Source organism: Streptomyces sp. Inha503, from assembly GCF_047215865.1.
In the GTDB taxonomy this organism is placed as follows: Bacteria; Actinomycetota; Actinomycetes; order Streptomycetales; family Streptomycetaceae; genus Streptomyces; species Streptomyces lycopersici.
In genome coordinates, this window is the sequence record NZ_CP178360.1 from 4,618,350 (window position 1) to 4,645,108 (window position 26,759).

At 71.0% G+C, this 26,759-nt stretch carries 25 protein-coding genes; 15 read left to right on the forward strand and 10 right to left on the reverse strand.

The genetic code is table 11. The features are described 5' to 3' along the window. The first annotated feature begins 92 nt into the window (after window positions 1–92). The 3 genes from ACJX2R_RS19335 (at window position 93) to ACJX2R_RS19345 (ending at window position 3,294) form a co-directional block, all read left to right on the forward strand. Window positions 93–1,547, forward strand: coding sequence for an MFS transporter (locus ACJX2R_RS19335; RefSeq protein WP_413101152.1), 1,455 nt, complete (start codon window positions 93–95; stop codon window positions 1,545–1,547). 122 nt (window positions 1,548–1,669) lie between these two features. Beyond that, on the forward strand, window positions 1,670–2,692 hold the full coding sequence (locus ACJX2R_RS19340) for an aldo/keto reductase (RefSeq protein ID WP_413101153.1): 1,023 nt from the start codon (window positions 1,670–1,672) through the stop codon (window positions 2,690–2,692). A gap of 8 nt (window positions 2,693–2,700) precedes the next feature. Beyond that, window positions 2,701–3,294, forward strand: a complete 594-nt coding sequence (locus tag ACJX2R_RS19345; RefSeq protein WP_262700095.1) for a TetR family transcriptional regulator — start codon at window positions 2,701–2,703, stop codon at window positions 3,292–3,294. Between the two features lie 1,084 nt (window positions 3,295–4,378). Here the strand turns inward: ACJX2R_RS19345 and ACJX2R_RS19350 are convergent. Both ACJX2R_RS19350 and ACJX2R_RS19355 read right to left on the reverse strand, forming a co-directional pair. After that, window positions 4,379–5,023, reverse strand: a complete 645-nt coding sequence (locus ACJX2R_RS19350) for a response regulator (RefSeq protein ID WP_413101154.1) — start codon at window positions 5,021–5,023, stop codon at window positions 4,379–4,381. Continuing rightward, entirely contained in the window at window positions 5,011–6,216 is a 1,206-nt protein-coding gene (locus ACJX2R_RS19355) for a sensor histidine kinase (protein ID WP_413101155.1), read from the reverse strand. The genes ACJX2R_RS19350 and ACJX2R_RS19355 overlap by 13 nt, the downstream gene beginning before the upstream one ends. A 132-nt stretch (window positions 6,217–6,348) precedes the next feature. Here ACJX2R_RS19355 and ACJX2R_RS19360 point away from each other — a divergent pair, with 132 nt between their 5' ends. After that, the gene (locus tag ACJX2R_RS19360) at window positions 6,349–6,906 is read left to right on the forward strand and encodes a hypothetical protein (protein WP_413101156.1); all 558 of its coding nucleotides are present in this window, start codon (window positions 6,349–6,351) and stop codon (window positions 6,904–6,906) included. Here the strand turns inward: ACJX2R_RS19360 and ACJX2R_RS19365 are convergent. Continuing rightward, window positions 6,875–7,168 carry a hypothetical protein gene (locus ACJX2R_RS19365; protein WP_262700091.1) on the reverse strand — a complete coding sequence of 98 codons (294 nt, stop codon included), beginning with the start codon at window positions 7,166–7,168 and terminating at the stop codon, window positions 6,875–6,877. The two genes, ACJX2R_RS19360 and ACJX2R_RS19365, sit on opposite strands and share 32 nt — an antisense overlap. Before the next feature lie 163 nt (window positions 7,169–7,331). After that, entirely contained in the window at window positions 7,332–8,714 is a 1,383-nt protein-coding gene (locus ACJX2R_RS19370; protein ID WP_413101157.1) for a glycine--tRNA ligase, read from the reverse strand. 150 nt (window positions 8,715–8,864) lie between these two features. On the opposite strand from ACJX2R_RS19370, the gene ACJX2R_RS19375 reads away from it, so the two are divergent. The 9 genes from ACJX2R_RS19375 to ACJX2R_RS19415 all read left to right on the forward strand — a co-directional run bounded on the left by ACJX2R_RS19375 (window position 8,865) and on the right by ACJX2R_RS19415 (window position 17,596). Beyond that, window positions 8,865–9,869, forward strand: coding sequence for a metal ABC transporter substrate-binding protein (locus ACJX2R_RS19375; RefSeq protein WP_413101158.1), 1,005 nt, complete (start codon window positions 8,865–8,867; stop codon window positions 9,867–9,869). An 11-nt stretch (window positions 9,870–9,880) separates the two neighbouring features. Beyond that, complete coding sequence (locus ACJX2R_RS19380) at window positions 9,881–10,753, forward strand: metal ABC transporter ATP-binding protein (RefSeq protein ID WP_413101159.1); 873 nt, start codon at window positions 9,881–9,883, stop codon at window positions 10,751–10,753. Between the two features lies 1 nt (window position 10,754). Further along, entirely contained in the window at window positions 10,755–11,654 is a 900-nt protein-coding gene (locus ACJX2R_RS19385; protein ID WP_413101160.1) for a metal ABC transporter permease, read from the forward strand. A 152-nt stretch (window positions 11,655–11,806) separates the two neighbouring features. Then, window positions 11,807–12,232, forward strand: coding sequence for a Fur family transcriptional regulator (locus ACJX2R_RS19390; protein ID WP_020871449.1), 426 nt, complete (start codon window positions 11,807–11,809; stop codon window positions 12,230–12,232). A gap of 180 nt (window positions 12,233–12,412) precedes the next feature. Further along, window positions 12,413–12,751 carry a hypothetical protein gene (locus tag ACJX2R_RS19395; protein WP_413101161.1) on the forward strand — a complete coding sequence of 113 codons (339 nt, stop codon included), beginning with the start codon at window positions 12,413–12,415 and terminating at the stop codon, window positions 12,749–12,751. Then, on the forward strand, window positions 12,751–14,193 hold the full coding sequence (locus ACJX2R_RS19400; protein WP_413101162.1) for a hypothetical protein: 1,443 nt from the start codon (window positions 12,751–12,753) through the stop codon (window positions 14,191–14,193). The genes ACJX2R_RS19395 and ACJX2R_RS19400 overlap by 1 nt, the downstream gene beginning before the upstream one ends. 21 nt (window positions 14,194–14,214) lie before the next feature. Then, the gene (locus tag ACJX2R_RS19405; protein WP_413101163.1) at window positions 14,215–15,045 is read left to right on the forward strand and encodes a hypothetical protein; all 831 of its coding nucleotides are present in this window, start codon (window positions 14,215–14,217) and stop codon (window positions 15,043–15,045) included. A gap of 6 nt (window positions 15,046–15,051) precedes the next feature. After that, a complete protein-coding gene (locus ACJX2R_RS19410) occupies window positions 15,052–16,170 on the forward strand; it encodes a hypothetical protein (protein WP_413101164.1) in 1,119 nt (372 codons plus the stop codon). A 259-nt stretch (window positions 16,171–16,429) separates the two neighbouring features. Continuing rightward, entirely contained in the window at window positions 16,430–17,596 is a 1,167-nt protein-coding gene (locus ACJX2R_RS19415; RefSeq protein ID WP_413101165.1) for a Cmx/CmrA family chloramphenicol efflux MFS transporter, read from the forward strand. Window positions 17,597–17,632: 36 nt separating this feature from the next. On the opposite strand, the gene ACJX2R_RS19420 is transcribed toward ACJX2R_RS19415, so the two are convergent. From ACJX2R_RS19420 to ACJX2R_RS19440, 5 genes are all read right to left on the reverse strand, one after another. Next, window positions 17,633–18,514 carry an SDR family NAD(P)-dependent oxidoreductase gene (locus ACJX2R_RS19420; protein ID WP_413101166.1) on the reverse strand — a complete coding sequence of 294 codons (882 nt, stop codon included), beginning with the start codon at window positions 18,512–18,514 and terminating at the stop codon, window positions 17,633–17,635. Window positions 18,515–18,643: 129 nt separating this feature from the next. After that, window positions 18,644–19,225: a TetR/AcrR family transcriptional regulator gene (locus ACJX2R_RS19425; RefSeq protein ID WP_413101167.1), complete on the reverse strand. Its 582-nt coding sequence runs from the start codon at window positions 19,223–19,225 to the stop codon at window positions 18,644–18,646. A gap of 42 nt (window positions 19,226–19,267) precedes the next feature. Next, a complete protein-coding gene (locus ACJX2R_RS19430; protein ID WP_413101168.1) occupies window positions 19,268–19,492 on the reverse strand; it encodes a hypothetical protein in 225 nt (74 codons plus the stop codon). 155 nt (window positions 19,493–19,647) lie between these two features. Further along, window positions 19,648–23,868 carry an RHS repeat-associated core domain-containing protein gene (locus ACJX2R_RS19435; protein ID WP_413105899.1) on the reverse strand — a complete coding sequence of 1,407 codons (4,221 nt, stop codon included), beginning with the start codon at window positions 23,866–23,868 and terminating at the stop codon, window positions 19,648–19,650. Between the two features lie 41 nt (window positions 23,869–23,909). Next, window positions 23,910–24,284, reverse strand: a complete 375-nt coding sequence (locus ACJX2R_RS19440; protein ID WP_413101169.1) for a hypothetical protein — start codon at window positions 24,282–24,284, stop codon at window positions 23,910–23,912. A gap of 235 nt (window positions 24,285–24,519) precedes the next feature. On the opposite strand from ACJX2R_RS19440, the gene ACJX2R_RS19445 reads away from it, so the two are divergent. Then, the gene (locus tag ACJX2R_RS19445) at window positions 24,520–25,467 is read left to right on the forward strand and encodes an NAD-dependent epimerase/dehydratase family protein (RefSeq protein ID WP_413101170.1); all 948 of its coding nucleotides are present in this window, start codon (window positions 24,520–24,522) and stop codon (window positions 25,465–25,467) included. 18 nt (window positions 25,468–25,485) lie between these two features. Here ACJX2R_RS19445 and ACJX2R_RS19450 read toward each other — a convergent pair whose 3' ends face one another. Next, on the reverse strand, window positions 25,486–26,079 hold the full coding sequence (locus ACJX2R_RS19450) for a dihydrofolate reductase family protein (protein ID WP_413101171.1): 594 nt from the start codon (window positions 26,077–26,079) through the stop codon (window positions 25,486–25,488). A 71-nt stretch (window positions 26,080–26,150) separates the two neighbouring features. Between ACJX2R_RS19450 and ACJX2R_RS19455 the strand changes: the two genes are divergently transcribed. Continuing rightward, window positions 26,151–26,729, forward strand: a complete 579-nt coding sequence (locus ACJX2R_RS19455) for a TetR/AcrR family transcriptional regulator (RefSeq protein ID WP_413101172.1) — start codon at window positions 26,151–26,153, stop codon at window positions 26,727–26,729. Window positions 26,730–26,759 lie beyond the last annotated feature (30 nt).

A 26,759-nucleotide genomic window follows, 5' to 3' on the forward strand; every position in this document is an offset into this window, starting at 1 on the left:
CAGGTAGTTCTTGTACCAGGATAAAGACACTCTGGTACCAGCCTGAGCGACGCAGGATCTTCGTAAGCGTGACCGAAACGCAGACTTCCACGATGCGAACGAGAACCGCCGCCCCGGGCGCGACGGAGACCCCTGGGCGGACCCACAGGACCCGCACCTCCTCCGGACCCGCGCTGAGCCCCCTCGGGCTGTTCACCGTGCTGCTGGGCGCGGCGCTGCCGCTGATCGACTTCTTCATCGTCAATGTGGCCCTGCCCACCATGGACCAGGACCTCCACGCCGGTCCGGCCGTACTGGAGCTGGTCGTCGCCGGATACGGCGTGGCGTACGCGGTGCTGCTGGTCCTCGGCGGACGGCTGGGCGACACCTTCGGGCGGCGCCGGCTCTTCCTCGCCGGGATGGCGGCCTTCGGGCTGACCTCGCTGGCCTGCGGGCTCGCGCCGGACGCCTGGAGCCTGGTGGGCGCCCGGGTGGCGCAGGGCGCCTCGGCGGCGCTGATGCTTCCGCAGGTGCTGGCCACGATCCACTCCTCGACCAGCGGTTCGCGCCGCGCCCGCGCGCTCAGCATGTACGGCGCGACGGCCGGTCTGTCCATGGTCGCGGGGCAGATCCTGGGCGGTGTGCTGGTGGCCGCGGACATCGCGGGCACCGGGTGGCGCGCGGTCTTCCTGGTCAATGTGCCGGTCGCGCTGCTCGGCCTGGTTCTCGCGGTCCGTACGGTCCCCGAGACCCGCTCGAAGCGGCCCGCGCCGGTGGACGTGCCGGGCACCGTGCTGCTGGCACTGTCGCTGATCACGCTGATGGTGCCGCTGACCGAGGGACGGGCGGCGGGCTGGCCGCTGTGGACCTGGCTGGGTCTTGGCGCGTTCCCGTTCGTGGCCGCCGCGTTCTACGCCGTGGAGCGGCGCGCGGACCGCGCCGGGAGGACGCCGCTGCTGCCGCCGAGCCTGTTCGCCCTGCCCGGGCTGCGGCGCGGGCTGGCGATGGTGGTGCCGTTCTCGATCGGCTTCGGCGGCTTCATGTTCGTCATCGCGGTCGCGCTCCAGCAGGGGCTGCGGTACGGGCCGGTGGAGGCCGGGCTGGCGCTGGCGCCGATGGCCACGACGTTCTTCGTGGCCTCGCTGATGGGGCCGCGTCTGGTGGGCCGGTACGGCAGCCGTGTGGTGACCGCGGGCGGGCTGATCCAGGCGGTGGGCATCGCGCTGCTGACGCTGACCGTATGGCGGGACTGGCCGGATCTGTCGCTGGCCGGGCTGCTGCCGGGGGTCGCGCTGGCCGGGTTCGGGCAGGGGCTCCAGCTTCCGGTGCTGATCCGGATCGTGCTGGCCGATGTGCCGAACGAGCGGGCCGGGGTGGGCAGCGGCGTGATGGTCACCACCCAGCAGTCGGCGCTGGCGCTGGGCGTGGCGACGCTCGGCACGCTCTTCCTGTCCCTGGGGCCGTCGGCGGGCATGGGTGACGCGCTGGTCATCACGCTCGCGGCCCAGCTGGGGGCGATCGCGCTGACCCTGCTGATGAGCCTGCGACTGCCGCGCAAGGTGTCGTAAGGAGCTCGCGGAGCAAACAGACAGGGTGACCGGGCCGGTAGGCGATGACAGATATTGAAATCTGTCATCGCACATGCCACTCTCTCCTTGGACCCCCGAAAGAAATCCCAAGGAGCACCCCCGTGCAGAACCGCCAGCTCGGCACCACCGGCCCCCAGGTCTCCGCGATCGGCCTCGGCTGTATGGGCATGTCCCCCATGTACGGCGCCGGCGTCGACCGCGCCGAGTCCATCGCCACCATCCACGCCGCCCTCGACGCCGGGATCACCCTGCTCGACACCGGCGACTTCTACGGCATGGGCCACAATGAACTGCTCATCAACGAGGCCCTGCGCACCGCCCCCGCCGCCCACCGCGAACGCGCCCTGACCAGCGTGAAGTTCGGCGCCCTGCGCGGCCCGGACGGCGCCTGGACCGGCCATGACGGCCGTCCCGCCGCCATCAAGAACTTCCTCGCGTACTCGCTCCAGCGGCTGGGCACCGACCACATCGACATCTACCGCATCGCCCGCCTCGACCCGGCCGTCCCGATCGAGGAGACGGTCGGGGCCATCGCCGAGGCCGTACAGGCGGGTTACGTACGGCACATAGGCCTCTCGGAGGTGGGCGCCGAGACCATCCGGCGGGCCGCCGCCGTCGCCCCGATCTCGGATCTCCAGATCGAGTACTCGCTGCTCGCACGCGGTATCGAGGACGAGATCCTGCCCGTCTGCCGTGAGCTGGGCATCGGCATCACCCCGTACGGAGTGCTCTCGCGCGGGCTGATCAGCGGCCACTGGAGCCGGGAGCGCACGACGGACGGCCAGGACTTCCGCAGCAGGGCCCCGCGGTTCCAGGGCGAGAACCTCGACCGCAACCTCGAACTCGTGGAGGCCCTTCGCAAGATCGCCGGCGCCAAGGGCGTCAGCGTCGCCCAGATCGCCATCGCGTGGGTGCTCGCGCAGGGCGCCCGGCGCTCCACCGCCATCGTCCCGCTCGTCGGTTCCCGCCGCCGCGACCAGTTGGCCGAGGCCCTGGGCGCGCTTGACGTTACGCTCGACGCCGACGACCTGGCCGCCATCGAGGACGCCGTCCCGGCTGACGCCGCCGCGGGCGACCGCTACCCGGAGGCCCAGATGGCCGCCCTCGACAGCGAGAAGAAGTAAGGGACCCGATGCCGCCGCCGCCCGAGACCCCCCTGACGCCCGCCCGCATCCTCGAAGCCACCGAGGACGTGCTGCGCCGCTACGGCCCCGCGAAGGCCACGGTGGTGGACGTGGCCCGGGCGCTGGGGGTCAGCCACGGCAGCGTCTACCGCCACTTCCGCTCCAAGACGGCGCTGCGCGAGGCGGTCACCGCGCGGTGGCTGGACCAGGAGCACGACAGCCTGTCCCGCATCGCCCGCGCCAAGGGCCCGGCGGCCGACCGGCTGGAGGACTGGCTGCTCACCCTGTTCGCCGCCAAGCGCCGCAAGGCGGGCGTCGATCCGGAGCTCTTCGCCACGTATCTGGCGCTGGCCACCGAGAACAGCGAGATCGCCGCGCGCCATGTCGAGACGATGATCGGCCAGCTCACCACGATCGTCGAAAGCGGCATCGCGAGCGGGGAGTTCACGATGCGGGACGCCCGTGCCACGGGCCGGGCGCTGTGGGACGCGACGGCGCAGTTCCACGACCCCGTCTACGCGCCGCGCTGGTCGGAGCCTGACATGGACCCGGCCTTCGCGGCCGTCTGCGAGCTGCTGCTGGACGGTCTACGGGCCCGCTAACGGCTGCCCGGCGGTACGCGTACGCCTACGGCGGGCTGCTCCCCTCCCCGCCCCTTCCCGATACCAAGGGCTCCGCCCCTGGACCCCGGGGCCCGGGGCGGCCCCCCGGCCCGGGGTCCGGCGCCTGGGGTCCGGGGTCCGGGGTCTGAGGCGATCCCCGGCCCAGGGTCTGGGGCGGAGCCCCGGCCGGGGGTCCGGGGTCCAGGGCCCGGGGGTCTGGGGTCCGGCGTCTGGCGTCTGGCGTCTGGCGTCTGAGGCGGATCCCCGGCCCAGGGCCCGGGGTCCAGGCCCCGGGGGCCCGACCCAGGGTCCGGGGTCCGGGGTCCAGGGGCGGGGGCCTGGGGCGGAGCCCCGGCCGGGGGTCCGGCGTCCGGCGTCTGAGGTCTGAGGCGGATCCCCAGCCCAGGGCCCGGAGCCCAGGGCCGAGCCCCGACCCAGGGTCCGGGGTCCGGGGTCCAGGGGCGGGGGCCTGGGGCGGAGCCCCGGCCGGGGGTCCGGCGTCCGGCGTCTGAGGTCTGGGGCGGATCCCCGGCCCAGGGCCCGGAGCCCAGGGCCGAGCCCCAGCCCAGGGTCCAGGGCCCGGGGCCGAGCCCCAGCCGGGGTCCGGGGTCCGGCATCCGGCGTCTGAGGTCTGAGGCGGATCCCCCGGCCCAGGGCCCGGAGCCCAGGGCCGAGCCCCAGCCGGGGTCCGGCGTCCGGCATCCGGCGTCTGAGGTCTGAGGCGGATCCCCAGCCCAGGACCCGGGGTCCAGGGCGGATCCCCAGCCCAGGGCCCAGGGCCGAGCCCCAGCCGGGGTCCGGCGTCCGGCGTCCGGCGTCTGAGGTCTGAGGCGGATCCCCCGGCCCAGGGCCCGGAGCCCAGGGCCGAGCCCCAGCCCAGGGGCCAGGGTCCAGGGCCGAGCCCCCGCCCGGGGGGCTGGGGTCCAGGGCGGGGCCCCGGGCCGGGGGCTGGGGCGGAGCCCCAGATTCGGGAAGGGGCGGGGAGGGGGCAGCCCGCCGCAGGCGTACGCGTTACCGCCGGGCACCCCCACGCGGCGGAGCCGACCGCACATCGACACAGCCCCGCGCCCCTTCGGGGCGCCCCTCAGCCCACGCCCAGGAAGCGCAGCACGGCCAGCACCCTGCGGTGGTCCGCCTCGGCGACCGGCAGGTCCAGCTTCCCGAAGATGGAGTTGATGTGCTTGGCCACCGCGCTCTCGCTGATCATCAGCGCCCCCGCGATCCCCGCGTTCGACCGCCCGCCCGCCATCAGCTCCAGTACGTCCCGCTCGCGCGGGGTCAGCCGGTCCAGCGGATCGCTGTGCCGTCGTACCAGCAGCTGGGCCACGACCTGCGGATCCAGGGCGGTGCCGCCGCCCGCCACCCGGCGCAGCGCGTCGATGAACTCCTCCACGTCCGCGAGCCGCTGCTTGAGCAGATAGCCGATCCCCTCGGTGTGGGCCGTCAGCAGATCCGCCGCGTACCGCTCCTCGACGTACTGCGACAGCAGCAGTACGGCCGTGTCCGGCCACTGCCGCCGGATCAGCAGGGCCGCCCGGACGCCCTCGTCCGCGAAGCCCGGGGGCATCCGGACGTCCACGACCGCGATGTCCGGACGGTGTTCCTCGACCGCCGCCAGCAGCCCCTCCGCGTCGTCCGATTCCGCCACGACCTCGAAACCAGCGGTCTGTACGACCTTGACCAGGCCGATCCGCAGCAGAACCGAGTCCTCGGCGATCACAGCGCGCACGGCAGCTCCACGGTGATGACGGTCGGGCCCCCGCGGGGGCTGCTGATGTCGAACGTGCCGTCCACCGACCCGGCCCGTTTGGCGAGCCCGCCGAGGCCGCTGCCCCGCGCGGGGTCGGCACCGCCCACCCCGTCGTCGGTGACGACCACCCGCAGCGTGTCCCCGGTCCGGACGACCGTGACCTCGGCCCGGGTGGCCCTGGCGTGCTTGGCGATGTTGGCGAGGGCCTCGGAGACGACGAAGTACGCGACGGCCTCGACCGTCGGGGCGGCCCGCTCGGGGACGTCGACGTGCAGCCGCGTCGGCAGCGGGGCGCGGGCGGCGATCCCGGGGAGGGCGGCGTCCAGGCCGAGTTCGTCGAGGACGGCCGGGTGCAGCCCGCGCACCAGGTTGTTGAGCTCCTCGATGGCCTCCTTGGCCTCGCGGTGCGCCTCGTCGATGACCTGCCGTGCCTCGTCCGGCAGATCCTTGAGAGTGGCCTTGGCCAGCCCCAGGTTGACCGCCATGGAGACGAGCCGCTGCTGTGCGCCGTCGTGCAGATCGCGTTCGATGCGACGCCGCTCGGCATCCGCCGCGTCGACCGCCCCCGCACGGCTCTCGGTCAGGTCCTCGACCCGCCGCTCCAGCTCCTTGGCGGGGACGGGGCCCAGCAGCGCGGTGGCGGCGCGGGCGTCGAGCCGGGCGAGGGCGCCGATGAGCCAGTACGCCAGGGCCAGCAGGACGAGGCCGCCCACGGTGAGATACGCGGCCACCGTGGCGTCGGGCAGGAACTTCAGCCGCCCGGCCGGCTGCCGCCAGAGGAAAGCGGTCGCGGCCACCACGCCCACGAGGGCCGAGCTCCAGGCCAGCACCCCGCCGAAGGCCACCGCCGGTCCGGCCAGCAGGTGGTACCACAGCTGCCGCCACGACATCCGGGGCCCGGTGATCCGGGCGCCGAGCAGCGCCCCGAACCGCCACCGCTGCACGCGCGTCAGCAGCGGCGTGGCCACGGCCGGGGCGGCCAGCGGGACGGTGAGCGCGAGCAGGATGTCCATCGGCCACGAGGCGTCGTCGTAGATCAGCCACGGCACGCTCATCGGCGCCGCCCAGGCCATGAACTGCACCGCGATACCCGCGAATCCGAAGCGGGCGTCGCGCCGCAGCCGGTGCGGCGAACGCCCGAAGGCAGGGCGTATCGCGGTGCGGAGGCTCATGCGACGACCTTAGAGCGGCGCCGGGCGGCCGCGCGCTGGACCACATGCCCGGATCCGGGGTGTATCTGGTGCCACCCCGAGTCGGCAACTGATGTGACCGACACCGGAGGCGGCGCCGGACAGGCTGACGGTGTGCCCGGCACGACCGGCCGGGCCCGGAAGGAGATCCGCGCCATGACCACCCTGTTCGCGCCCACTACCGCCACCGGCTCGGCGACCGCCGCGCCCACCGGCCCGGGGACGTCGCGAAGGACGCGGCTCACGCTTGCCCGGCGGCTCGTGCGGCCTGAGTCGGTGCTGCTGCTCTCCGGGGCGGCGCTGGTCCCCTGGCTGTACGTACTGGCCCGGACGCTGCCGTCCACGGCGCGGGTCGGCCACTGGAACGTCGCATGGGTGGGCCTGGACGCCCTCGAAGCGCTCGGGCTGCTCTCCACCGCCGCGCTGCGCCGCCGCGGCGACGACCGCCACCGGCTGACCGCGGCGGCGACGGGGGCGCTGCTGGTGGTGGACGCGTGGTTCGACACGGTGACGGCCGCGCCGGGCGGAGAGCTGGTGGCGGCGGTCGCGATGGCCCTCTGCGCGGAGCTGCCGCTGGCGGCGGTGTGCACGGCGCTGGCGCTCGGCGGGGAACGGCGGACCGTCCGCGAGGACCGCCGGTTCACCCCTGGGAGGCGGCCCACCAGACGATGACCGCGGCCACCGCGAAACAGGCCAGCATGATGAGGACGACCTGCCGGCGCGCCGCCGCGTCGGCGGTCATCCGCGGCGAGCCGAGGGCCCCGTGCGCCTGGGCGAGGTGGTCGAGCCCCTTGTGCCGGGCGCCGCCGTAGGTGATCCGCTCCTGCCAGTCGCAGTGCCGGCAGCCGAGCAGCCGCCGCTGCCCCGGACCGTAGCCGTAGCTCACCTCGAAGACCGTGCCGTCCTCGTGGACGGCGGTGATGTGGTGCGTCACGCCTCGCACGACTGGTGAACCCCCGTTCTGCCAAGTCGACGGGCCCCGGTGCCACGGATCTCGCGTCCGTGGCACCGGAGCCCGTCGTCGGGTATGTGTCCGGTACCCGTGGTCCGGGCGCGATGGCCCGGACCGCGAGCCGGGCGCGGTGGCCCGGCCGGGGTCAGCAGCCGATCAGACGGCCGCCGAGGTAGGACTGGATCTGGTCGAGCGAGACCCGCTCCTGCTTCATCGTGTCGCGCTCGCGCACGGTGACGGCGTTGTCGTCGAGGGTGTCGAAGTCCACGGTGACGCAGAAGGGCGTGCCGATCTCGTCCTGGCGGCGGTAGCGGCGGCCGATCGCGCCCGCGTCGTCGAACTCGATGTTCCAGTGCTTGCGCAGGTCCGCGGCGAGCCCCTTGGCCTTCGGCGAGAGCTGCGGGTTGCGGGACAGCGGCAGCACCGCGACCTTGACCGGCGCCAGCCGCGGGTCGAGCCGCATCACGGTGCGCTTCTCCATCTTGCCCTTGGCGTTGGGCGCCTCGTCCTCGACGTACGCGTCGAGCATGAAGGCCAGCATCGCGCGGCCCACGCCCGCCGCCGGCTCGATGACGTAGGGGGTCCAGCGCTCGCCGGCCTCCTGGTCGAAGTACGACAGGTCCTGGCCGGACGCCGCGGAGTGCGCCTTCAGGTCGAAGTCGGTGCGGTTGGCCACGCCCTCCAGCTCGCCCCACTCCGAACCGCCGAAGCTGAAGCGGTACTCGATGTCAGCGGTGCGCTTGGAGTAGTGGGAGAGCTTCTCCTTGGGGTGCTCGTACCACCGGATGTTCGCCTCCTGGATGCCGAGGTCCCGGTACCAGTTCCAGCGCTGCTCCATCCAGTACTCGTGCCACCTCTCGTCCTCGCCCGGCTTGACGAAGAACTCCATCTCCATCTGCTCGAATTCACGCGTACGGAAGATGAAGTTGCCCGGCGTGATCTCGTTGCGGAACGACTTGCCGAGCTGCGCGATACCGAACGGCGGCTTCTTGCGCGAGGTCTGCTGGACCGCGAGGAAGTTGGTGAAGATGCCCTGGGCGGTCTCGGGGCGCAGATACGCGACCGAGCCGGAGTCCTGGGTCGGGCCGAGGTGGGTGGCGAGCAGCCCGGAGAACTGCTTGGGCTCGGTGAAGCTGCCCTTGTTGCCGCAGTGCGGGCAGTTGACGTCGGCCAGGCCGTTCTCGGGGAGCCGGCCGTGCTTGGCCTCGTACGCCTCCTCCAGGTGGTCCGCGCGGAACCGCTTGTGACAGGAGGTGCACTCGGTCAGCGGGTCCGTGAAGGTGGCGACGTGGCCGGACGCCTCCCACACCTCACGGGCCAGGATCACGGACGAGTCGAGTCCGACGACGTCGTCACGCGAGGTGACCGTGGAACGCCACCATTGCCGCTTGATGTTCTCCTTCAGCTCCACGCCGAGCGGTCCGTAGTCCCAGGCGGCGCGCTGGCCGCCGTAGATCTCGCTGCACGGGTAGACGAAGCCACGGCGCTTGCTGAGGCTGACGATGGTGTCGATCTTGTCGGCGGCCACGGTGCTCTCTTCATTGATGACGACACTGACGACGAAGCGAATGCTTCAGGTTACCGGCGGCGGCACCCCCCGGATCAAATCGATAGTCGAAGCGATCAACAAGAGGACAGTTGTTGACAATCGTTTCCATCTTTGTTGAAAATGAGAGTCATGAACATACGCCGCCTCAGGCCCACGACCGCCCTCGTAGGAGCCGCCGCACTGGGTCTGACCACCCTCACAGCCTGCTCCACCAACGCCGGAGACGGAAGGACGGACGGCAAGCTGGACGTGGTGGCGTCGTTCTATCCCATGCAATTCCTCGCCCAGCGGATCGGCGGGAACGCGGTCCATGTCTCCTCCCTGACCAAGCCGGGCGTCGAACCGCACGATCTGGAGATCAGCCCCCGGCAGACCGCCGATCTCAGCGAGGCCGGTCTGGTGGTCTACCTCAAGGGGCTCCAGCCCTCCGTCGACCGGGCCATCGCCCAGGCCGAGCCGAAGCACGTGGCCGACGCCGCCTCGTACACCTCGCTGGAGGACCACGGCACGGAGGTCGAGGGCGAGCACGAGCACGGCGACGAGGGCGAGCCGGGGCACGAGGGCGAGGAAGGGCACGACGGCCACGAGGGGCACGACCACTCAGGCGACGCGGCCGCCGACCCCCACATATGGCTGGATCCGGTGCGCTACGCCCAGGTGGCCAAGGGCGTCGGCAAGGCGCTGGAGAAGGCCGACCCCGACCACGCCGCGACCTACAAGAAGAACACCACCGCCCTGGTCAAGGAGCTGAACACGCTCGATCGGGACTTCCGGAGCGGTTTGAAGGGCCGTTCTTCGGACACCTTCATCACGACCCATGCCGCCTTCGGCTATCTCGCCGAGCGCTACGGCCTGCGGCAGGAGGCGATCTCCGGGCTCGACCCCGAGTCCGAGCCCAGCCCGGCCCGGGTCAAGGGGCTGCACGCCATCGCCAAGAAGGACAAGGTCAACACCGTCTTCTTCGAAACCCTGGTGAGCGACCGCACGGCCAGGACGCTGGCGGGCGATCTCCATCTGCGGACCGATGTACTGGACCCGATCGAGGGCATCGGCTCCAAGTCCAAGGGCGACGACTACATCCAGGTCATGCGAGCCAATCTGAAGGCGCTGAAGAAGGCGCTGGGCGCCAAGTGACGGAGGAAGCCATGAAAGCCGAGGAGACCCGGGAATCCGGGGCGGCCGGGGAGTCGGCGGCCGCCGCGGCCGGGGAGTCCAGGGCCGCCCGGGAGGAATCCGGGGTGGCCGGGGACCCGGCCGCGGACCCCATATCCCTGCGCGGCGCGACGGCCACCCTCGGTGGCCGCCCGGTGCTGCGCGGCATCGATCTGACCGTCCGCCGCGGTGAGGTCGTGGCGCTGCTCGGCGCCAACGGCTCGGGCAAGTCCACCGCCGTACGGTCCATCGTCGGCCAGGTGCCGCTCAGCGGCGGTGAGCTGGCCCTCTTCGGCATCCCCCGGCGCCGCTTCCGCGACTGGGCGCGGATCGGTTACGTACCGCAGCGCACCACCGCCGCCAGCGGCGTCCCCGCGACCGTGCGCGAGGTCGTCTCGGCGGGGCGGCTGGCCCGCCGCCGGTTCGGGCCGCCGCGCAAGGCCGACCGGGCGGCCGTTCAGCGGGCCCTGGAGCTCGTCGGCATGGCCGACCGCGCCCGGGACCCGGTGAGCGCCCTGTCGGGCGGTCAGCACCAGCGCGTACTGATCGCCCGCGCCCTCGCGGGCGAACCGGAGCTGCTGATCATGGACGAGCCGATGGCCGGGGTAGACCTCGCCAGCCAGGAGATCCTCGCGGGCACCCTCCGCGAGCAGGTCGCCGGCGGCGCCACGGTCCTGCTCGTCCTGCATGAGCTCGGCCCGCTGGAGCCGCTGATCGACCGCGCGGTGGTGCTCCGTGACGGCTGCGTCGTCCACGACGGGCCGCCGCCCAAGGCCGTGGGCCAGCACGCGCTGCCCGGCCACGATCACGTCCATCCCCATGCGGCGCCCGACGCCGAACCGATCCGGACAGGGTTGCTGACCTGAGATGCTCGAGATCCTCGACTACGCCTTCATGCAGCGGGCCCTGCTCGCCGCCGTCCTGGTGGGCATCACCGCGCCCGCCGTCGGCATCTACCTCGTCCAGCGCCGCCAGGCGATCATGGGCGACGGTATCGGCCATGTCGCCCTCACCGGCGTCGCCCTCGGCTTCCTGACCGGCACCAACCCGGTGTGGACCGCCGTCGTCGTCTCCGCCCTCGGCGCGATCCTCATGGAGCTGATCCGCTGGTACGGCAAGACCCGCGGCGATCTCGCGCTCGCGATGCTCTTCTACGGCGGGATGGCGGGCGGTGTGCTGCTGATCAACCTCTCGCCGACCGGCTCCAACGCCAACCTCACCACCTATCTCTTCGGCTCGATCACCACGGTCTCCCCCGAGGACGTCGTCGCGATCTCCCTGCTCGCCGCCTTCGTCGTACTGATCACCCTGGGGCTGCGCCGCCAGCTGTTCGCGGTCTGCCAGGACGAGGAGTTCGCCCGGGTGACCGGCCTGCCGGTGCGCACGCTCAATCTGCTGCTGGCCGTCACCGCGGCCGTCACGGTCACCGTCGCCATGCGGGTCGTGGGCCTGCTCCTGGTCAGCGCCCTGATGGTGGTCCCGGTCGCCGCCGCCCAGCAGGCCACCCGGGGCTTCGCGATGACGCTCGCCCTGGCGATCACCATCGGCGTCGTGGTGACCCTGTCCGGCACGGTCTTCTCGTTCTACAAGAACGTCCCGCCCGGCGCGAGCATCGTCGTCCTCGCCATCGGCGTCTTCGCCCTGATCACGGCCCTGGCCGCGCCCCTGGCGAAAAGACGCGCGGGGCGGGTGGCCGAGGCCGAGGAACGATGCACTCTGAGGGACGATGTACTCGTACGGTCCACTGCTCGTAGTGCACGCTCGTAGTCCACTGTCCGGCCAATGCCCCGCTCCATCGCCCATCCCATCACTCTCGTCCGCTACCCAAGCGATAACTGGCACAATGGCCGGGCAGAAAGCGCGGTGGGCGCGGAACGGGCCCCGAGAGCGACGGAGCATGCGAGGTTGAGGAGGCACCTGTGGCGACCGCCGGTCCCCCAGTACGCGGCCGGTCCACCAGGCAGCGCGCCGCGGTGGCGGCGGCACTGGACGAGGTGGACGAGTTCCGCAGTGCGCAGGAGCTCCACGACATGCTCAAGCACCGCGGCGACTCGGTCGGCCTGACCACCGTCTACCGCACCCTCCAGTCCCTCGCCGACGCCGGCGAGGTCGACGTGCTCCGCACCACGGAGGGCGAGGCGGTCTACCGCCGGTGCAACAGCGAGGAGCACCACCACCACCTGGTCTGCCGCGCCTGCGGCAAGGCGGTCGAGGTGGAGGGCCCCGCCGTCGAGAAGTGGGCCGACGCGATCGCCGCCGAGCACGGCTTCGTGGACGTCGCCCACACGATCGAGATCTTCGGCACCTGCGGTGACTGCGCCGCGGCCAAGGCATCCCAGGGCTGACCCCCACGTCGGTGGGTCAACCCCACTCCACAGGGTCACCCCTGCGGTCTGCTTTTTCCCCCGGGGCCGTCACAGCCTTGTACTGAAACCACGCCCGTGCGCGCGGCACCCTGTCCTTCGGCGGGGCGCCGAGTACGGTGCCAAGTACATGAACATTACGGCTACTTGGGGGTAAGCCTGATGTCCTTGTTTCCCGATCAACCGGGACTGCCGGGCCTCTTCATCGATCCGCCGTCCCCGAAGAAGACCGCGGGCGCCTTCCACACCGCCAGCGCGACGGGGCAGAACAAGATCAAGCTGGACGACCCCGAGGCCGCCGGGAAGGCCCATTCCGGCTGGGCGGTCGCGAAGCCCAACCAGGAGTGCGTCACGGCATGGCGCAACCGCCTGCACGAGCTCGGCAAGTCGGCGAGGGAAGCGGCCGCCGCCATCACGGACGCCATGGACGACTACATGGACACCGACCACTCCATCGAGGCGGAACTCCGCAAGGACGCCCGCTGGCTGGAGGGCGCCTGATGGTCTCCGTACCCGACCTCCACTCCGCGAGCCCGCAAGCCTGGCGCGACGCCGCCACCGATGCTCTCAGCGCCGCCAAGCACTGCGAGGAGATCGGCACCTTCGCCCGCGACGACGTGGCCCGCACGATCGAGAAGCAGTGGGTGTCCGACGCGGGGCTCGCCGCCCGCCGCACCTTCGTCAAGCACGCCGAGGACTACGAGGCGGCCCATCTGGCGCTGCGCGAGCTGTGCCGCGTCTACGACGACCTGGCCGACGAGATCGAGGCCGCGCAGCGCGATCTGAGCAGCGCGCTCGGCTACGCCAAGGACCATGAGCTGACCGTCGACGACAGCGGTCGCGTCTCCCACTCCAAGCCGGTGGCCTCCGGCAAAGGTGACGACAGCGAGTCGGAGCCGATCCGGCACGCCCAGGGCATCATCGAGGACGCCCTGTCCCGCGCGACCAAGGCCGACACCACGGCGTCGGCCGCGCTGCGGACCATCAGGGGCCTCACGGAGATCTCCGACCCGAAGCTGGTCAAGGAGGCGCTGAAGAAGAACAGCCCGCTTGCCATCGCACTGCGCCTGACGGGAGCGCCCGACGGCCCGCATCCGATCAATGTCTCCCCCGCGCAGCTCGCCGCCGTGGAACGGGCCGCGAAGGAGACCGGAATGAGCAAGACGCTGCTGCTGTCGATCCTCTGGCAGGAGCAGCAGTGGTACCAGAACTACGACAAGGACGGCCGCGGTCTCCTGCCGAGCTTCGGCAGGATGTTCAACTGGACGCTCCAGCAGACGATCAAGCCGGACAAGTCGCTCGGTATCACGCATATGAAGCTGGGGACGGCCCGTAATGTGATCGGTCAACACCGACAGGCGTTCACCGCGGCGGACGGCACCTATCTGGGAGACCTCAGCGATGCCCAACTCACCAAATACATCGAGGAGAACCCCAACGAGGACATCCGCCTGAGCGCGTACTACCTCCAGGAGTTGCAGAAGAATCCGTACGGCTCGGACACGGACAAGCAGCTGTTCATGCTCTACGCCGCCGACACTCCCGACGTCCGCGAGAAGAACGAGCAGTACGGGGACGACTCGGACCACCGAGGGGGCGACATCAAGACCCGCGGGGAGAACTGGGACAAGCTCCAGCCGCGTCTCGAGGACGCCAAGGCGTGGGAGGCCCTGAGCGACGAGGAGCGCCAGAAGGCCCTGGAGCAGTTGGAGGGCGACACCCCCAAGGGGCACTCGTTCACCGTCGACCCGATCTACGGCGATGGGACGTCCGGTACCGGCACCGGCGCGCCGGAACCTGGCACTCCGTCGCCCGAGCCCGGGAAGTCCCCCACCCCGCCGTCCTCGGGTGGCGAGAACGACCATGGAAGCGGCGGGGGCGGCGACAAGAAGCCGGCCGAGCCCAGCCCCGGTCTCACACCGCGTCCCTCGGCGACGGGCTAGGCCCCCTGAAGAAGTGAGTTCATGAAGCGAGTGATCAGCGTGTTCGCGGCGGGGATGGCCATGGCCGTCGTCGCCGCGTGCGGCAACACCACACAGGGCGGCACCGGCTCGTCGCCCAGCCCGAGCGCCACGATGCCGGGCAATGTGCCCACGAAGCCCGAGTACAACAACGCCGACGCGGTCGTGGAAGCCCTCGAAGCAGGGGGCATCCCATGCGAAGTCACCCGTCGCTCGCAGGGCGGCAGTGCCGGAGGAAGCGGCCTCGGATGCGCCTCCGTCATCGACGGCATCAAGTTCGAGAACGACATCCAGGTACTGAATCCGAAGAAGTTCAGCCGCGACGAGATCGGCGACTCCATCGCGTCCCACAGAGCGCCGCCGACCAGCCACACGTTGGTCGCCGCGGGTCACTGGTTCGTATGGGTCACCGAGCCCCGCTTCGCGAACCGGATCGCGGCCGCTCTCGGCGGCGTCGTACTGCCGCCCAAGAAGGCCAAGATCCCCGACTACCCGCTCCCGGACATCCCCCGAACCCCCCGCTACCGGACCGTAGGCGCCCTCGCCGACGACCTCGCGGCGGCGGTGGGCTGCGATGACCGGAAGCGGCGCTCGGACACCGTCCTGACCTGCACCACCGGCAAGGACACCGGCTCGCCCAACTGCGCCACCCTCGCCCTGCACGCCTCGGGCACCGACCGTAACGCGGTGCTGCGCGAGGCCATCGCCTACAAGGGCGTGCCCGCGACCCTGGTCACGGCCGGCAACTGGACCGTCAACCTCTGCGACTACGACCTCGGGTCGCGTGTCGCCGACGCCCTGCACGGCACGGTCGTGTCGTACGACGGAGGCTGACCGCCGATGCCCTCGGAAAACCCCGACCGCGCCCCCGTCCGTGTGCTGCGCCGAGCGGCGTCCGTGCTCGGGCGGGGGCGAGTGGCGTTTGTGCGGGGCTGGGCGCATCCGCGGCTGAAGTGGCCCAAGCGGGTGGCGGCGGGTGTCGCTGTGCTGCTGGTGGTGCCCATCCTGACCGCCGGGGTGTCGCTGCGGCTGCAATACGCGGGGGATCCCGCGCCCGGGACGCGGACCCGGGAGCGGGACGCGGTGTGGCTGGGGCACGCCTGGGTGGACGGGCGCAATGGTGAGGCGCGGCTGGCCGAGCTGGTCCGGCGGATGCGCGGCACCGGCATCCGGGATCTGTACGTACACGCGGGCCCGCTGGAGCATGACGGCGGCCTGCCCGCGGCGCGCTATCCGAAGGCCCGGTGGCTGGTGGACGCCGTGCGGCGGGAGCTGCCCGGGGTGCGCGTCCAGGCGTGGCTCGGGGACGTGCTGTCCACCGAGGGCAAGACGGGGTTGGACCTCGGCGAACGGGCGACGCGCGAACGCGTCGTGCGCTCGGCGCGCCAGGTGCTGGACGCGGGGTTCGCGGGCGTCCACTTCGATCTGGAGCCCCTGCACTCCGGGGACCGGGACTACCTGTCGCTGCTGGACGATGTGCACGAGGTCACCCGCGCCCACCGCGCACCGCTGTCGGTGGCCGCCCACCAGATCGACCCGCTCCCCTCCCTCCACTCCGTCGCGGGGTTCGTCGCCGGTCACCCCAAGTGGTGGTCGCAGTCGTACTTCGGCGCGGTCGCCCGCCGGGTCGACCAGATCGCGGTGATGTCCTACGACACGGCGATGCCCATGGAGAGCCTGTACGGGGGCTATGTGGCGCAGCAGACGCGGCTGGCCATCGAGGCGACCCCGCGCGGCACCGACCTGCTGATGGGCCTCCCGGCCTTCCACACCGACGACATCGGCCACCGTGAATCGGCCGAGACGGTGGCGGCGGCCGTCCGGGGCGCTCGCCTCGGCCTGAGCCGCGAGGACGCGCGCCGCGAGCGGTTCGGCGTCGCGCTGTACGTGGACTTCGCGGCGACGCCGGGTGACTGGGCCGCGTACCGGAGGGACTGGGGCGCGCCGAAATCGGATTGATCTCGGTGGGGGTTATGGGTACGGTGCCCGACGTGATGAGCCCTGAATCAGACAGAACGGAGCCGCCGGTCGCCCGGCGGCGAGCAGTTGTCTGACCACTGACCCGACCTGATCTGATTTCCGGGTCGATCTCGCTTCCAGCGACCGGACACGACTCCGTGTGTCTGGTCTCTTTCTCGGGCTCTTGGCGTAGTCCGACACCCAGCACGCGGCCGCTCTTGCCCGCATACGCTCATCGCTGATCGCTGGAGTCGACCTCTTGCCTGTCTTCCTCTATGTCCTCGCGCTTGCCGTCTTCGCGCAGGGGACGTCCGAGTTCATGCTGTCCGGTCTCGTACCGGGAATCGCCCGCGACCTCTCCGTATCGGTGGGGGCCGCGGCGAGTCTGACGTCCGCCTATGCGATCGGGATGATCGTCGGCGCCCCGGTGATGGCCGCGTTGAGCGCGCGTTGGCCGCGGCGGCGCGCGCTGGCGGGCTTTCTGGCGGCGTTCGTCGTCGTGCATGTGATCGGCGCGGTCGCGACGGACTTCGCCGTGCTCTTCGGAACACGTGTCGTCGCCGCGATCGTCAACGCCGGCTTCCTGGCCGTCGCGATGTCCACCGCGACGGCGCTGGTCCCCGCCGAGAAGCGCGGCAGGGCCACCGCCGTTCTGCTGTCCGGGGTCACGCTGTCATGCGTCGCGGGTGTCCCCGCCGGGGCGCTGCTCGGGGACTGGTCCGGCTGGCGTTCGGCGTTCTGGGCCGTGGCCGCCCTGTGCCTGCCCGCGCTGGCGCTGGTCTTCCGTCAGGCGCCCGCCGACGCGGCCGGTCGGGCGGAGGTTTCGATCAGGCGGGAGGCGGGTGCGTTGCGCTCGCGTCCGGTGCGGTGGGCGATGGCCCTCGCGGCCGTGGTGAACGGGGCGACCTTCGCGACCTTCGCCTACCTGGCCGTCATCGCCACGGACATCGCCCACCTCCCCGACGCCGCCGTCCCCGCCCTCCTCGCCGCCTTCGGGGCGGGCGCCTTCGCGGGGGTGACCACGGCCGGACGTACGGCCGACGGCGGGCTCGGGAGGGGCCTGCTCCTGGCGCTGTGCGTCCTGCCGGTGGGCTGGGCGGTGCTGGCGTGGACCAGCGCCCATACGACCCCGCTCTTCGTCGTGACGGTCGTCCAGGGCGCCCTGTCGTTCGGCATCGGCTCGACGCTCGTCGCCCGCGTCATGCATGTCGCGCCCCAGGCCCCTTCGCTGGGCGGTTCGTTCGCCACGGCCGCGCTGAACGCGGGTGCGTTCCTGGGCCCGTTGATCGCGGGCGCCGCGACCGGGACGACCGGCGACTACCGGGACGCGGCGTGGGTCAGCGCCGCCCTGGCCGCGACGGCGGTCGCCGCCGTCGCGGCTTCCCGGGCGGGGGTTGCCCGCGCCGGGGTCGAGGAAGCCGGTTAAGGGACGTCGGCGTTTCGGGACGGCCGAGCGACACGATCAGCGATCGTCGCCAACGGGTGCCAGCTGTCGGCTGAGCCTGAGCACGTCGTCGACCGTCCGGCGGTCGGTGCTTCCGCGGAAGGCGGGAACCGGGGTGGCCTCGGGGCCGATGAGCAGGCCGGTCCGGCCGTCGAGGGAGGCGTCGGTAGCGGCGACGATGGACGACCGGGCGGCCAGGGCCGCGGGGCCGGCGGTGGAGCGTTCGAACGTCCGCCGGACCAGCGGCCACAGCAGGCGCAACGCCGGGGAGACGATCTTCGGTGAGCGCATGGTGCCGTTGGTCATGTCGGTCGCGGCGCCGCCGGGGTCGGCCGCGAAGACCGTGACACCGCTGCCGCGCAGGCGTTCCGCCAGGTCCAGGGTGTAGGCGAGGTTGGCGAGCTTGGCCCGGCCGTACCAGTGGAAGCCGTAGTAGCCACCGGGCGGTTCGACGGCGTCGAAGGTGCGCTTGGCGGCGCGTATCGCACCGGAGCTGACGTTCACGATCCGGCTCGGCCCGCCGGCGCGGAGCTGGTCGAGGAGCGATTCGGTCAGCAGGTACGGCGAGAGGTGGTTGACGGCGAACGTCGCCTCGATCCCGTCGACGGTCCGCTGCCGGTCCGCGAACATCGCACCCACGTTGTTGACCAGGACCTTCAGCGGGCCCTCGGCCGCGAGTCGGGCGGCGAGCGCCCGGACGTCGGCGAGGGATGCGAGGTCGGCCGCCACGAACCGGGGCTCGCCGCCGGTCGCGACCGCGGCGAGCCGCTCGACCGCGCGGGCGCCGCGCTCGGCGTCCCGGCCCACCACGGTGACGGCGAACCCGCGCGCCGCCAGCCCCATCGCGGTCTCAAGACCGATCCCCCCGGTCCCCGCCGTCACTACCGCCCGCTGCTCCATGGGTCCGCCCTCCGCCGCCTCGCCATCCGTAATCGGATAGCTATCCGTTTCGATGAGGGCACGCTAGCACAACCGGATATCTATCCGGTTGTGGGTTGGGATGGAGTCCGCTGGGCCGAACTGCCGCTGTCAGCGCGGGGGACGCAGCCCCTCGAGGAGGACATCGAGATAGACCTCGGCGCGCTTCGGGTCGTCGTCGGCGCCGGAACGTATGGCGTGCTCGATACCGCAGAGCAGACGGCGCACGTCGTCGGCCTCGACATCATGCCGGATGACGCCACTCCGGCGGGCCCGGTCGAGCAGGCGCGCCACGGCCCCGTCGAGCTCGGCCTTCAACGCCGCGGTCTGCGCGTCGGCATCGCTGGCGGATTCGAGAACGGCGGCGAATCCGCTGTCCTCCGACGCCTCCAGGAGGGCGAACCGCAGCAGGCGGTGCAGCCCCGCGAGGGCATCCTCGTCCGCGGCCGCGGCCTGGGCCGCGTCGACCAGCTCCTGAAAGCGCTCGGTCGACAGCGCCTCCCACAGCGCGTGGCGATTGGGGAAATGCCGATAGACGGTCCCCACGCCCACCCCGGCGAGCCGGGCGATGGCATTCAGCTGAAGCGAGTCATCACCGGCGGCCAGCTGCTCCCGGGCGACCTGCAACACCCGAGCACGATTCCGCGCCGCATCCGCCCGCAGCGCCGGCCCCTGCTCGCCTTTCGATGTCACGCGCCCAGCATAAGCCGCCGCCCTCGGCCCGATGCTCCCCGCTCATGAGTGCTGCACAGCAACGGTCACGTCATGCGGGTCGGGCAGCGCCGTCGGGGCCTCGTCGGTGTACCAGGAGTACTCCAGAGCCGACAGCCTTCCGTCGCTTACCCATAGCAGCAGTTCGCCGACCAACTCCCCGGAGGAGTCCTTCACTACGCCGGTAGCGGGGATCACACCGTTGGGGATCTCCGCAGGCAGAAAAGGATCAAGCACCTTGAAGTCCACACTGGGGGAATCACTCCCCCAGCGACCGACGACACGCGCTTGAGGAACCTGCTGCCTCAATTGCTCAGCGCCGGGGAATCGCGCCGAAAGGAGCTTGTTCAGTACATCGCTTTCAGCCGGTTGTAGATGCCTGGGCGGGTGCTCGACTGCCGCCATCATTTCCCTCCGGGGAACTTGTCTTCGATGAACGCCGTGCCTACTCGCGGCACGCCCTTCACCATGGCTCCGCGAATCGTCACGACCTCGCCGTCGATCGTACGCTTGACCACAAACCCGCCAGCGTCCGGCAAGTCATCCTTTTCGCCCAAGCTATTAACGATGCGCCTGAAAGCCTGTTCCCTGCCTCCAGAATTCTTGACGATGTCCTCGAACCCGTGCTTCGGAGGGTCGATTACATGCTCCAGCTTGCGCGGGGTGTTGTCCAGCTCGTAAGCCTTGTCCAGAGCCTCCTGCGGACAGCGCTGAAGGCCGAACGGATCAGCCCAGCCGAGTGGATTAGTGACGTACGCGTAATGGTTGGGGGCGGGGTCCAGACCCAGCGGGTCCGGCGTGACGTAGCGCGCCGTTTCGGGGTCGTAGTGGCGGAAGTAGTTGTAGTACAGGCCCGTTTCGGGGTCGGCGTATTGGCCGGGGAAGCGGAGGGGGCAGTCAACGGCCTCCGGGCTTATCGGGGAGGGGAAATCCGTACCCCAAAGGGTGGTGCGGTGTTGCCAGGCCAGGTCACCGGCCGCGGTGACCAACTCCGTTGGGGTGCCGACCAGGTCCGTGATGATGGCGTGGAAGCGGGGTGTGGTGTCGTCATCGGCGCCGGTGAATTTCTCGATGAGGGATTCGCCGGGCTCACGCACCAGTGATGTGTGGTCGGTTTGGGTCAGGGGGCGGTGGGTGTCCGGGGTGTAGTCCCAGGTGGTGTGCTTGCCGTCTTGGGTGGATTGCTCCGCAAGGCGGGTGTCTTCCCATGCGAAGGTCGCCGATTCCGCCACCGTGCCGTCCTCGGCCAGGCGTTGTTTGGATATCCGGCGGCCGAGGGGGTCGTAGGTGTAGTGCCAGTGGTCGCCGTCCGGGGTTGTCGCGTCCGTCAGGCGGTCTTCCGCGTTCCAGGTGTAGGTCCAGGTGCGGGTCTGGCCGTTGAGGAGTTTGCGGGTGCGGCGGGTGAGGCGGCCCTGGGCGTCGTGTTCGTACGTCGTGCGGCCCGCTCGGTGGATCACTGTGCCGGTGAACTCGCGGTCGCCGGGCGCCTCATGACCCGGGGCCGTGGCGTGCGTCAGGTTGCCCGCCGTGTCGTAGGCATACGTCTCGGTCCAGCCGTGCGCGTGCACGGCGGTGACGCGGCCGACCGGATCGAGGTCGAAGCGGCGGGTGCCCGAGGTGAGTTCGCGGATCTCGGTGAGGTAGCCGTCCGGGCGGTAGGCGTAGGAGCGGTGTTGGAGGATCCGGTTCGCTTCGCGGTGGTGGCCTGTCGCGATTGTTTGGGTGGTGAGGCGGTCTGACCTGTCCCAGGTCTGGGTCAGGCTCACCGCCTCGCCGACGCGGCGTTCCGTCTCACGGCCCGCCGCGTCATACGCGAAGGTCAGGGTGCCCGCCGTGCCCGTGGTCAGTTCAGTGGGGCGGCCTGACTCGTCGTAGGTCCAGACGCTCCTCAGGCCCGAGGGCATCGTGCGTTCGGTGCGGCGGCCCACGGCGTCATACGCGTACGTCGTCGTCCGGCCGTTGACCGTTTCTGACAGGACTCGGCCCACTGCGTCCCGTTCGAGAGAAACCACCGCGTCGGCGTTGCTCGCTTGGGTGAGGGCGCCCTGTGCATCGTAGGCATACGTCGTCCGTGCGCCCGCATCGTCGCGTTGTTCCGTCGTGCGGCCCAGCGCGTCCCGGGTGAAGTGCAGCCTCTGGCCCGCGCCGTTGGTACGGGTCAGCAGGTCACCCGCTGGATCGTGGGTGTAGCCGATGGTGCGGCCGTTGAAGTCGGTCTCGGAGGTGAGCCGGCCCGCCGGGTCGTAGGTGTAGGTCCAGGTCAGGCCCTGGGGATTGGTGACCTCGGTCAGGCGCAGTTCGGTGTCGTAGGCGAAGGCGTACGTGGCGCCATCCGGCTCGGTACGGGTGGCGGGGACGTCGAAGTGGGTGGACGTCTGGTGGGTGGTGTTGCCCGCCGCGTCGGTGTGGGTGAGGAGGTTGCCCTCGCCGTCCCAGGTCCAGCTCTCCCGGGACCCGTCCGGCTCCTCCCGCCAGGCCGGTTTGCCCTCGGTCGTCCAGCCCATGCGGGTGGTGTGGCCCAGCGGATCCGTCGCCTCCACCACCCGGCCGAAGAGGTCCCGGCGGACGCTCGTGGTGTGGCCCAGCGGGTCCGTGACGGCGATGGGGAGCCCGGCCAGGTCCGGGGTCAGCCGCGTGGTGTTGCCCAGCGCGTCCGTCACCTCGGCCAGGTGGCCCCGCTCGGTGTAGCCGTACGCCGTGGTCGCCCCCACGGGGTCGGTCGTCGAGAGGAGGTTTCCCGTGTCGTCGTACTTGTGGCGCCACGTGCCGCCGCCCGGCTCGGTGACCTCCAGCGGCAGGCACAGGTCGTTGTACGTGGCCTCCGCCCGCGCCCCGTCCGGCAGGGTGACAGTCGTGAGGTTGCCGTCCTCGTCGTACCCGTAGCGCGTCGTGCGCCCCAGGGGATCCGTCACCGCGACCTTACGGTCGCCGCGCGCGTCCCACTCCGTCAGCGTCGTGTGCCCCAGCGGATCGGTCTCCTCGATCAGCTGCCCGTCGGCGTTGTAGCGGTACGTCGTGCGGTGGCCCAGCGAGTCCGTGTAGACGGTCGTCCGCGCCGCGTCGTCGTACTCCAGGCTGCCGTTGTAGACACCGTCGCTGCCCTCGGTGCGCACCACCTTCCCGTCCGGGCCGTACACGTACCGGAACGACGTGCCGTTGCGGTCCGTCCAGGACGTCACCCGCCCCTGGCCGTCGTACGTGAAGCGCAGCGGCTCGCCGCTGGAGTTGATGACCTCCGTAAGGTTGCCCGCTTCGTCGTAGCCGTAGCGCATCACCACCGTGCCGCCCTCGCGGCTCTGCCCGGGGGCGTAGACCGACGGCGGTTCGTCGAGGAGCCGGAGCGCGGTGACCCGCTGACCCTCGGTGTCGATGGCCAGGTAGTAGCCCCCGGAGTGGCGGATGGCCAGCGGGGCGCCGCTCAGGGCGCGTTCGATGTCGATGCGCGCGCCGTTGCGGTCCTGGAGGCTCTCCAGGGCCAGGTAGACCGCGCCCGGCTCCTCCGTGGCGGCGGGACGGACGAACGTCCGCACCACACCCGCCTCCGGATCGGTAACCGTCATGACACCGTCCGGTTTGCCGTCCCACTCCAGCGGCCACCGCGCCCCCTTCGCGGGCAGCGCCGGCACCCCCGCCTCCGGCACCGGATACACCAGCCGCATCCCGTCCGCGGCCGCGAACACCACACCCTCCGCATCCAGCTGGACCCGCTCGTCCAGCAAACTGGCCCACGTCGGGCCGAACCACACCCCGCCCCGGTACGAGGACACATGGGTGCGCTCGAAGACCAGCGGCAACGAACCGGGCAGCGTCAGATCGGTGTGCTCCATCAGCATCGCGCCGGTCGCGATGTCGATCGGCTCACCTGTACACGGGCACTTCTTCGCCGGGCGCGCGGCCGGGCCCTCCTCCACGAGGTTCGGGCGCAGCGAGGGCACCTTCGGCGGCTTGAGCAGGTCCGGGACACCGGTGAGCTTCGGCATCACACCGGGCTTGAGCACCCCCAACCCGGCCCCGAAGATCCCGCCGTCGATCATGCCGTCCCTGGCGGCCTGGTTGACCTCGTCGAGGCTGAAGCCCTTCTGCTGCCCCAGGGCGATCTTCACCGGCTGCGCCACCGCCGCGTCGATCGTCACCGACAGCACGCTGGTGAAGACCGCGCCCGTCAGCATCTCCGCCGCGATGATGGCGACCGACTCCTCCACGGCCACGCCCAGACCGGCGGCCATGGCGATGATCTCCGCCGCCACCCCGTCCGAGGCGCCCCCGGTGACGATGGTCAGCAGCCCGCCCCCAACGAGTGCGACGGCATCGATGCTGATCTGCGTCCACAGCTTCTCGATGGCGTCATCGACGGTGTCGGCGAACTTGTCCAGCGCCTTGGCCATGTTCCGGGCCGACTTGGCGAGGTTGCTCAGCCAGCCCTCGTCCTCGCCCTTCGCGTAACGCCCCCAGAAGGTCTCGAAGGCGTCGATCGCCTCGCCCTTGTTGTGGTGAATGAGCGTCGTGGCCGCCTTGTTGCTGGCGACCCGCACATCGTCCACGCTGTCGGCGAACGTCCGCCAGGCGTCGGCCGCGTGGCGCAGGGTGCCGGAGTTGGCGTCCGGCCACCACATGCCCAGCTTCATGAGGAGGGCCTTGGCCTTGTCCTCAATATCGCTGCCGAAACTCACCGATGGCCGCCCGCGCCCGGACCCTGGTCATGACCCGAGCCGTGCTTGGCCTTGGTGAACATGCCCTCGATGAGCTTGTCGTTGTCGACATGACCGTCGGCCATATCGTTCATCGCCTCATAGATGCTGGTCAGCCCGAGAACGAGAATGCCGGCCGCCGACTCGACGTGCTTCTGGTTCGGCTTGTACTGCTTACCGAAGTCCTTACCGGGCTTGTCGTCCCCCCACGGCTCCCCATAGCCGTCCAGCGTCGAGATCAGCGTGGTCAGCGCCTCACTCAGCTTCACCGCCTGGTGGTGGAACGTCGGCGCGACAGACTTGATGTCCGCCACCTTGATATCCAGGACCTTGCCGCCGCCCCCGGTGCCCATGCGACGCCTCCCCCACTGAACCGAACGTCTGCCGTACAAAGCTTCCAGGCTAGGGCGGCAACCATCACGGGCCGTTCAATGTGGCCTCTACAGCGAGTAAAGAGTGTTCACCCCAGCGCGCACCCCGCCCTCCCCCCGAGGGCCGTTGACGAAACGGAACGAGGATCCGTATATTAATCGGAACGACGATCCGCTTCTGGCGGAGCCGTGATCACGCCGTAAGGAGAGTTCAGGAATGATTCTGGTCACCGGGGGGCTTGGCTTCATCGGCTCCCACACCGTGCAGGCCCTGCTCGACGCGGGCGAGGAGTGTGTGCTGGTCCAGCGCAGCTCCACCGAGCCGCCGACCGGGCGGTTCGACGCGCCGGTCGCGGTGGAGCGGGCCGACATCACCGATCTGGGCGCGCTGCTCGACGTGGGCACACGCCACAAGATCACCGGCATTGTGCACCTCGCCGGGTCCATGCCCTGGCCGCCGGACCCCGAGCAGCCCATCGAGGCGACGCGCAAGGCGATCGGCGGCCTGCTCAACGTCCTCCAGGCCGCGCGGGACTGGGGGGTGCGGCGGGTGGGCGTCGCGAGCACGATCGGTGTCTACGGGGGCGGCGGAGCCGAGGGCCCGCTCACCGAGGACATGCCCGTGTCGTTGAGCTCGGGGCACCTCATCCCCACCTTCAAGAAGATCGGCGAACTGCTCAACGACCACGTGGCCGACGCCACCGGCATCGAGATCATCAACTACCGCATCTCCGGGATCTGGGGGCCGCTCGAGCCGCACGGTCCGCTGTTCTTCGCCGCTCCCGAGCTCGTCCACGCCGCCGCGCACGGCACCGAGCCGGACCTCTCCCCCCTCCCCGGGCCCGCGCACGCGGAGGACTCGGTCGACCTGTGCTACGCGAAGGACGCGGGCCGGGCCATCGCACTCCTCCAGCTCGCGGACCGCCTCAACCACCGCACCTACAACGTGGCCTCCGGCCGCGCCACGAGCAACGCGGAGATCATCGCCGCCATCAAGGAGGTCGTCCCGGATGCCCGGATCGACCTCCCCACCGGTGGAGCCACCTCGCAGACATACCTCGACATCACCCGCATCCGGCAGGACACCGGCTACGAGCCCGCCTACGACACCGAGCGCGCGGTCGCCGAGTACATCGCCTGGCTGCGGGCGGGCAATGAGCGATGAGCTGAGCCAGGGCCCTGGTCAGCGGCGGGTGAGGTGGGTGAGGGTGACGCCGTTGGGGAAGGCCGTGCGCTCGGCGACGTCGAAGACGGTGGGATCGAAGGCACCGTCGAAGGCGGGAATCCCGGCGCCCGCGACGACGGGGTAGTTCTTGATCACCAGTTCGTCGATCTCCGGCAGCAGGGCGCCCGCGAGCTTGCCGCCACCGCAGAGCCATACGTTCAGCCCCGCGCCGTCCTCCCGCTTGAGCTCGCGTACGAGGGCGAGCGGGTCGCCCGGGACGACGGTGACGGCCGGGTCGGTGTCGGGCTCGAGGGTGCTGGACACCACGTACTGGCGCAGGTGGGCGTATGGGCTGGTGATCCCCGCGTCGAGGGCGGGACGGTAGCTGCCGAGGCCCATGACGACGGTGTCGAAGTGGCGGTTGGGCGCGTCGGCCAGGCCGACCGCCGCGCGGTAGGCGGTCGGGACCGTCTCGGGAAACAGCGTGTTGGTCCAGTTCGAGTAGGCGGCGGACTGCCGTTCGTCGCCGCCGGGGAAGAAGTCGTACTCACCACCCGGGCCCGCGATGCGGCCATCGAGCGTGATACCGACGTAGTACACGAGCTTTCGCATCTCTAGCCGCTCCAAACGTAGTACTCTGCTTGTAGTGGTTGGAACGTAGTACTACAGCTGGAGTGGTGTCAATGGTGAGACGGAACGACCAGCGGCGCGCCGCCCTCGTGGACGCCGCGATCGAGGTGCTGGCCAGGGAGGGCGCACGCGGCCTGACCTTCCGCGCGGTGGACGCCGAGGCCGCCGTGCCCGCCGGGACCGCGTCCAACTACTTCGGCAGCCGCGACGACGTGCTCACCCAGGCCGGCGCCCGGGTCTATGAACGGCTCCAGCCCGACGAGGCCACGATCGCCCGCCAGCGGGCGGCGGGCCGCGACCGGGAGACCTACGCGGAGCTGATGCGTGAGCTCGTCGGCCGCGTCGCCGCATTCCGCACCGGCTATCTCGCGCTGCTGGAACTCCGCCTCGAGGCCACCCGCCGACCCGGGCTGCGCAAGGTCCTCACCGAGCGGGTCCGGGCCGACCTCGACGCGAACGTCGCGTACCACGAGGAGTCGGGCCTCCCTGGCGACGCCACGGCCGTCAAGCTGCTCGTGCTGGCGCTGAACTGGCTGATCGTCGAGCAGCTCACCCTGCCGGACGTGTTCACGGAGGCGGAGCGGGATCAGCTGGTGGCGGCGGCGGTGGAGCGCATCGTGGCGGCGGAGTAAGGGTTCGGCCTGAGCGCCGCCACGCTCCTG

Coding starts and splice junctions, on each gene's coding strand:
- ACJX2R_RS19375 (WP_413101158.1), top strand. CDS start 8,865: ATGAACATACGCCGCCTCAGGCCCACGACCGCCCTCGTAGGAGCCGCC.
- ACJX2R_RS19395 (WP_413101161.1), top strand. CDS start 12,413: ATGTCCTTGTTTCCCGATCAACCGGGACTGCCGGGCCTCTTCATCGAT.
- ACJX2R_RS19435 (WP_413105899.1), bottom strand. CDS start 23,868: ATGAAGCTGGGCATGTGGTGGCCGGACGCCAACTCCGGCACCCTGCGC.
- ACJX2R_RS19385 (WP_413101160.1), top strand. CDS start 10,755: ATGCTCGAGATCCTCGACTACGCCTTCATGCAGCGGGCCCTGCTCGCC.
- ACJX2R_RS19345 (WP_262700095.1), top strand. CDS start 2,701: ATGCCGCCGCCGCCCGAGACCCCCCTGACGCCCGCCCGCATCCTCGAA.
- ACJX2R_RS19355 (WP_413101155.1), bottom strand. CDS start 6,216: ATGAGCCTCCGCACCGCGATACGCCCTGCCTTCGGGCGTTCGCCGCAC.
- ACJX2R_RS19380 (WP_413101159.1), top strand. CDS start 9,881: ATGAAAGCCGAGGAGACCCGGGAATCCGGGGCGGCCGGGGAGTCGGCG.
- ACJX2R_RS19455 (WP_413101172.1), top strand. CDS start 26,151: ATGGTGAGACGGAACGACCAGCGGCGCGCCGCCCTCGTGGACGCCGCG.
- ACJX2R_RS19445 (WP_413101170.1), top strand. CDS start 24,520: ATGATTCTGGTCACCGGGGGGCTTGGCTTCATCGGCTCCCACACCGTG.
- ACJX2R_RS19410 (WP_413101164.1), top strand. CDS start 15,052: ATGCCCTCGGAAAACCCCGACCGCGCCCCCGTCCGTGTGCTGCGCCGA.
- ACJX2R_RS19335 (WP_413101152.1), top strand. CDS start 93: ATGCGAACGAGAACCGCCGCCCCGGGCGCGACGGAGACCCCTGGGCGG.
- ACJX2R_RS19400 (WP_413101162.1), top strand. CDS start 12,751: ATGGTCTCCGTACCCGACCTCCACTCCGCGAGCCCGCAAGCCTGGCGC.
- ACJX2R_RS19440 (WP_413101169.1), bottom strand. CDS start 24,284: ATGGGCACCGGGGGCGGCGGCAAGGTCCTGGATATCAAGGTGGCGGAC.
- ACJX2R_RS19450 (WP_413101171.1), bottom strand. CDS start 26,079: ATGCGAAAGCTCGTGTACTACGTCGGTATCACGCTCGATGGCCGCATC.
- ACJX2R_RS19420 (WP_413101166.1), bottom strand. CDS start 18,514: ATGGAGCAGCGGGCGGTAGTGACGGCGGGGACCGGGGGGATCGGTCTT.
- ACJX2R_RS19405 (WP_413101163.1), top strand. CDS start 14,215: ATGAAGCGAGTGATCAGCGTGTTCGCGGCGGGGATGGCCATGGCCGTC.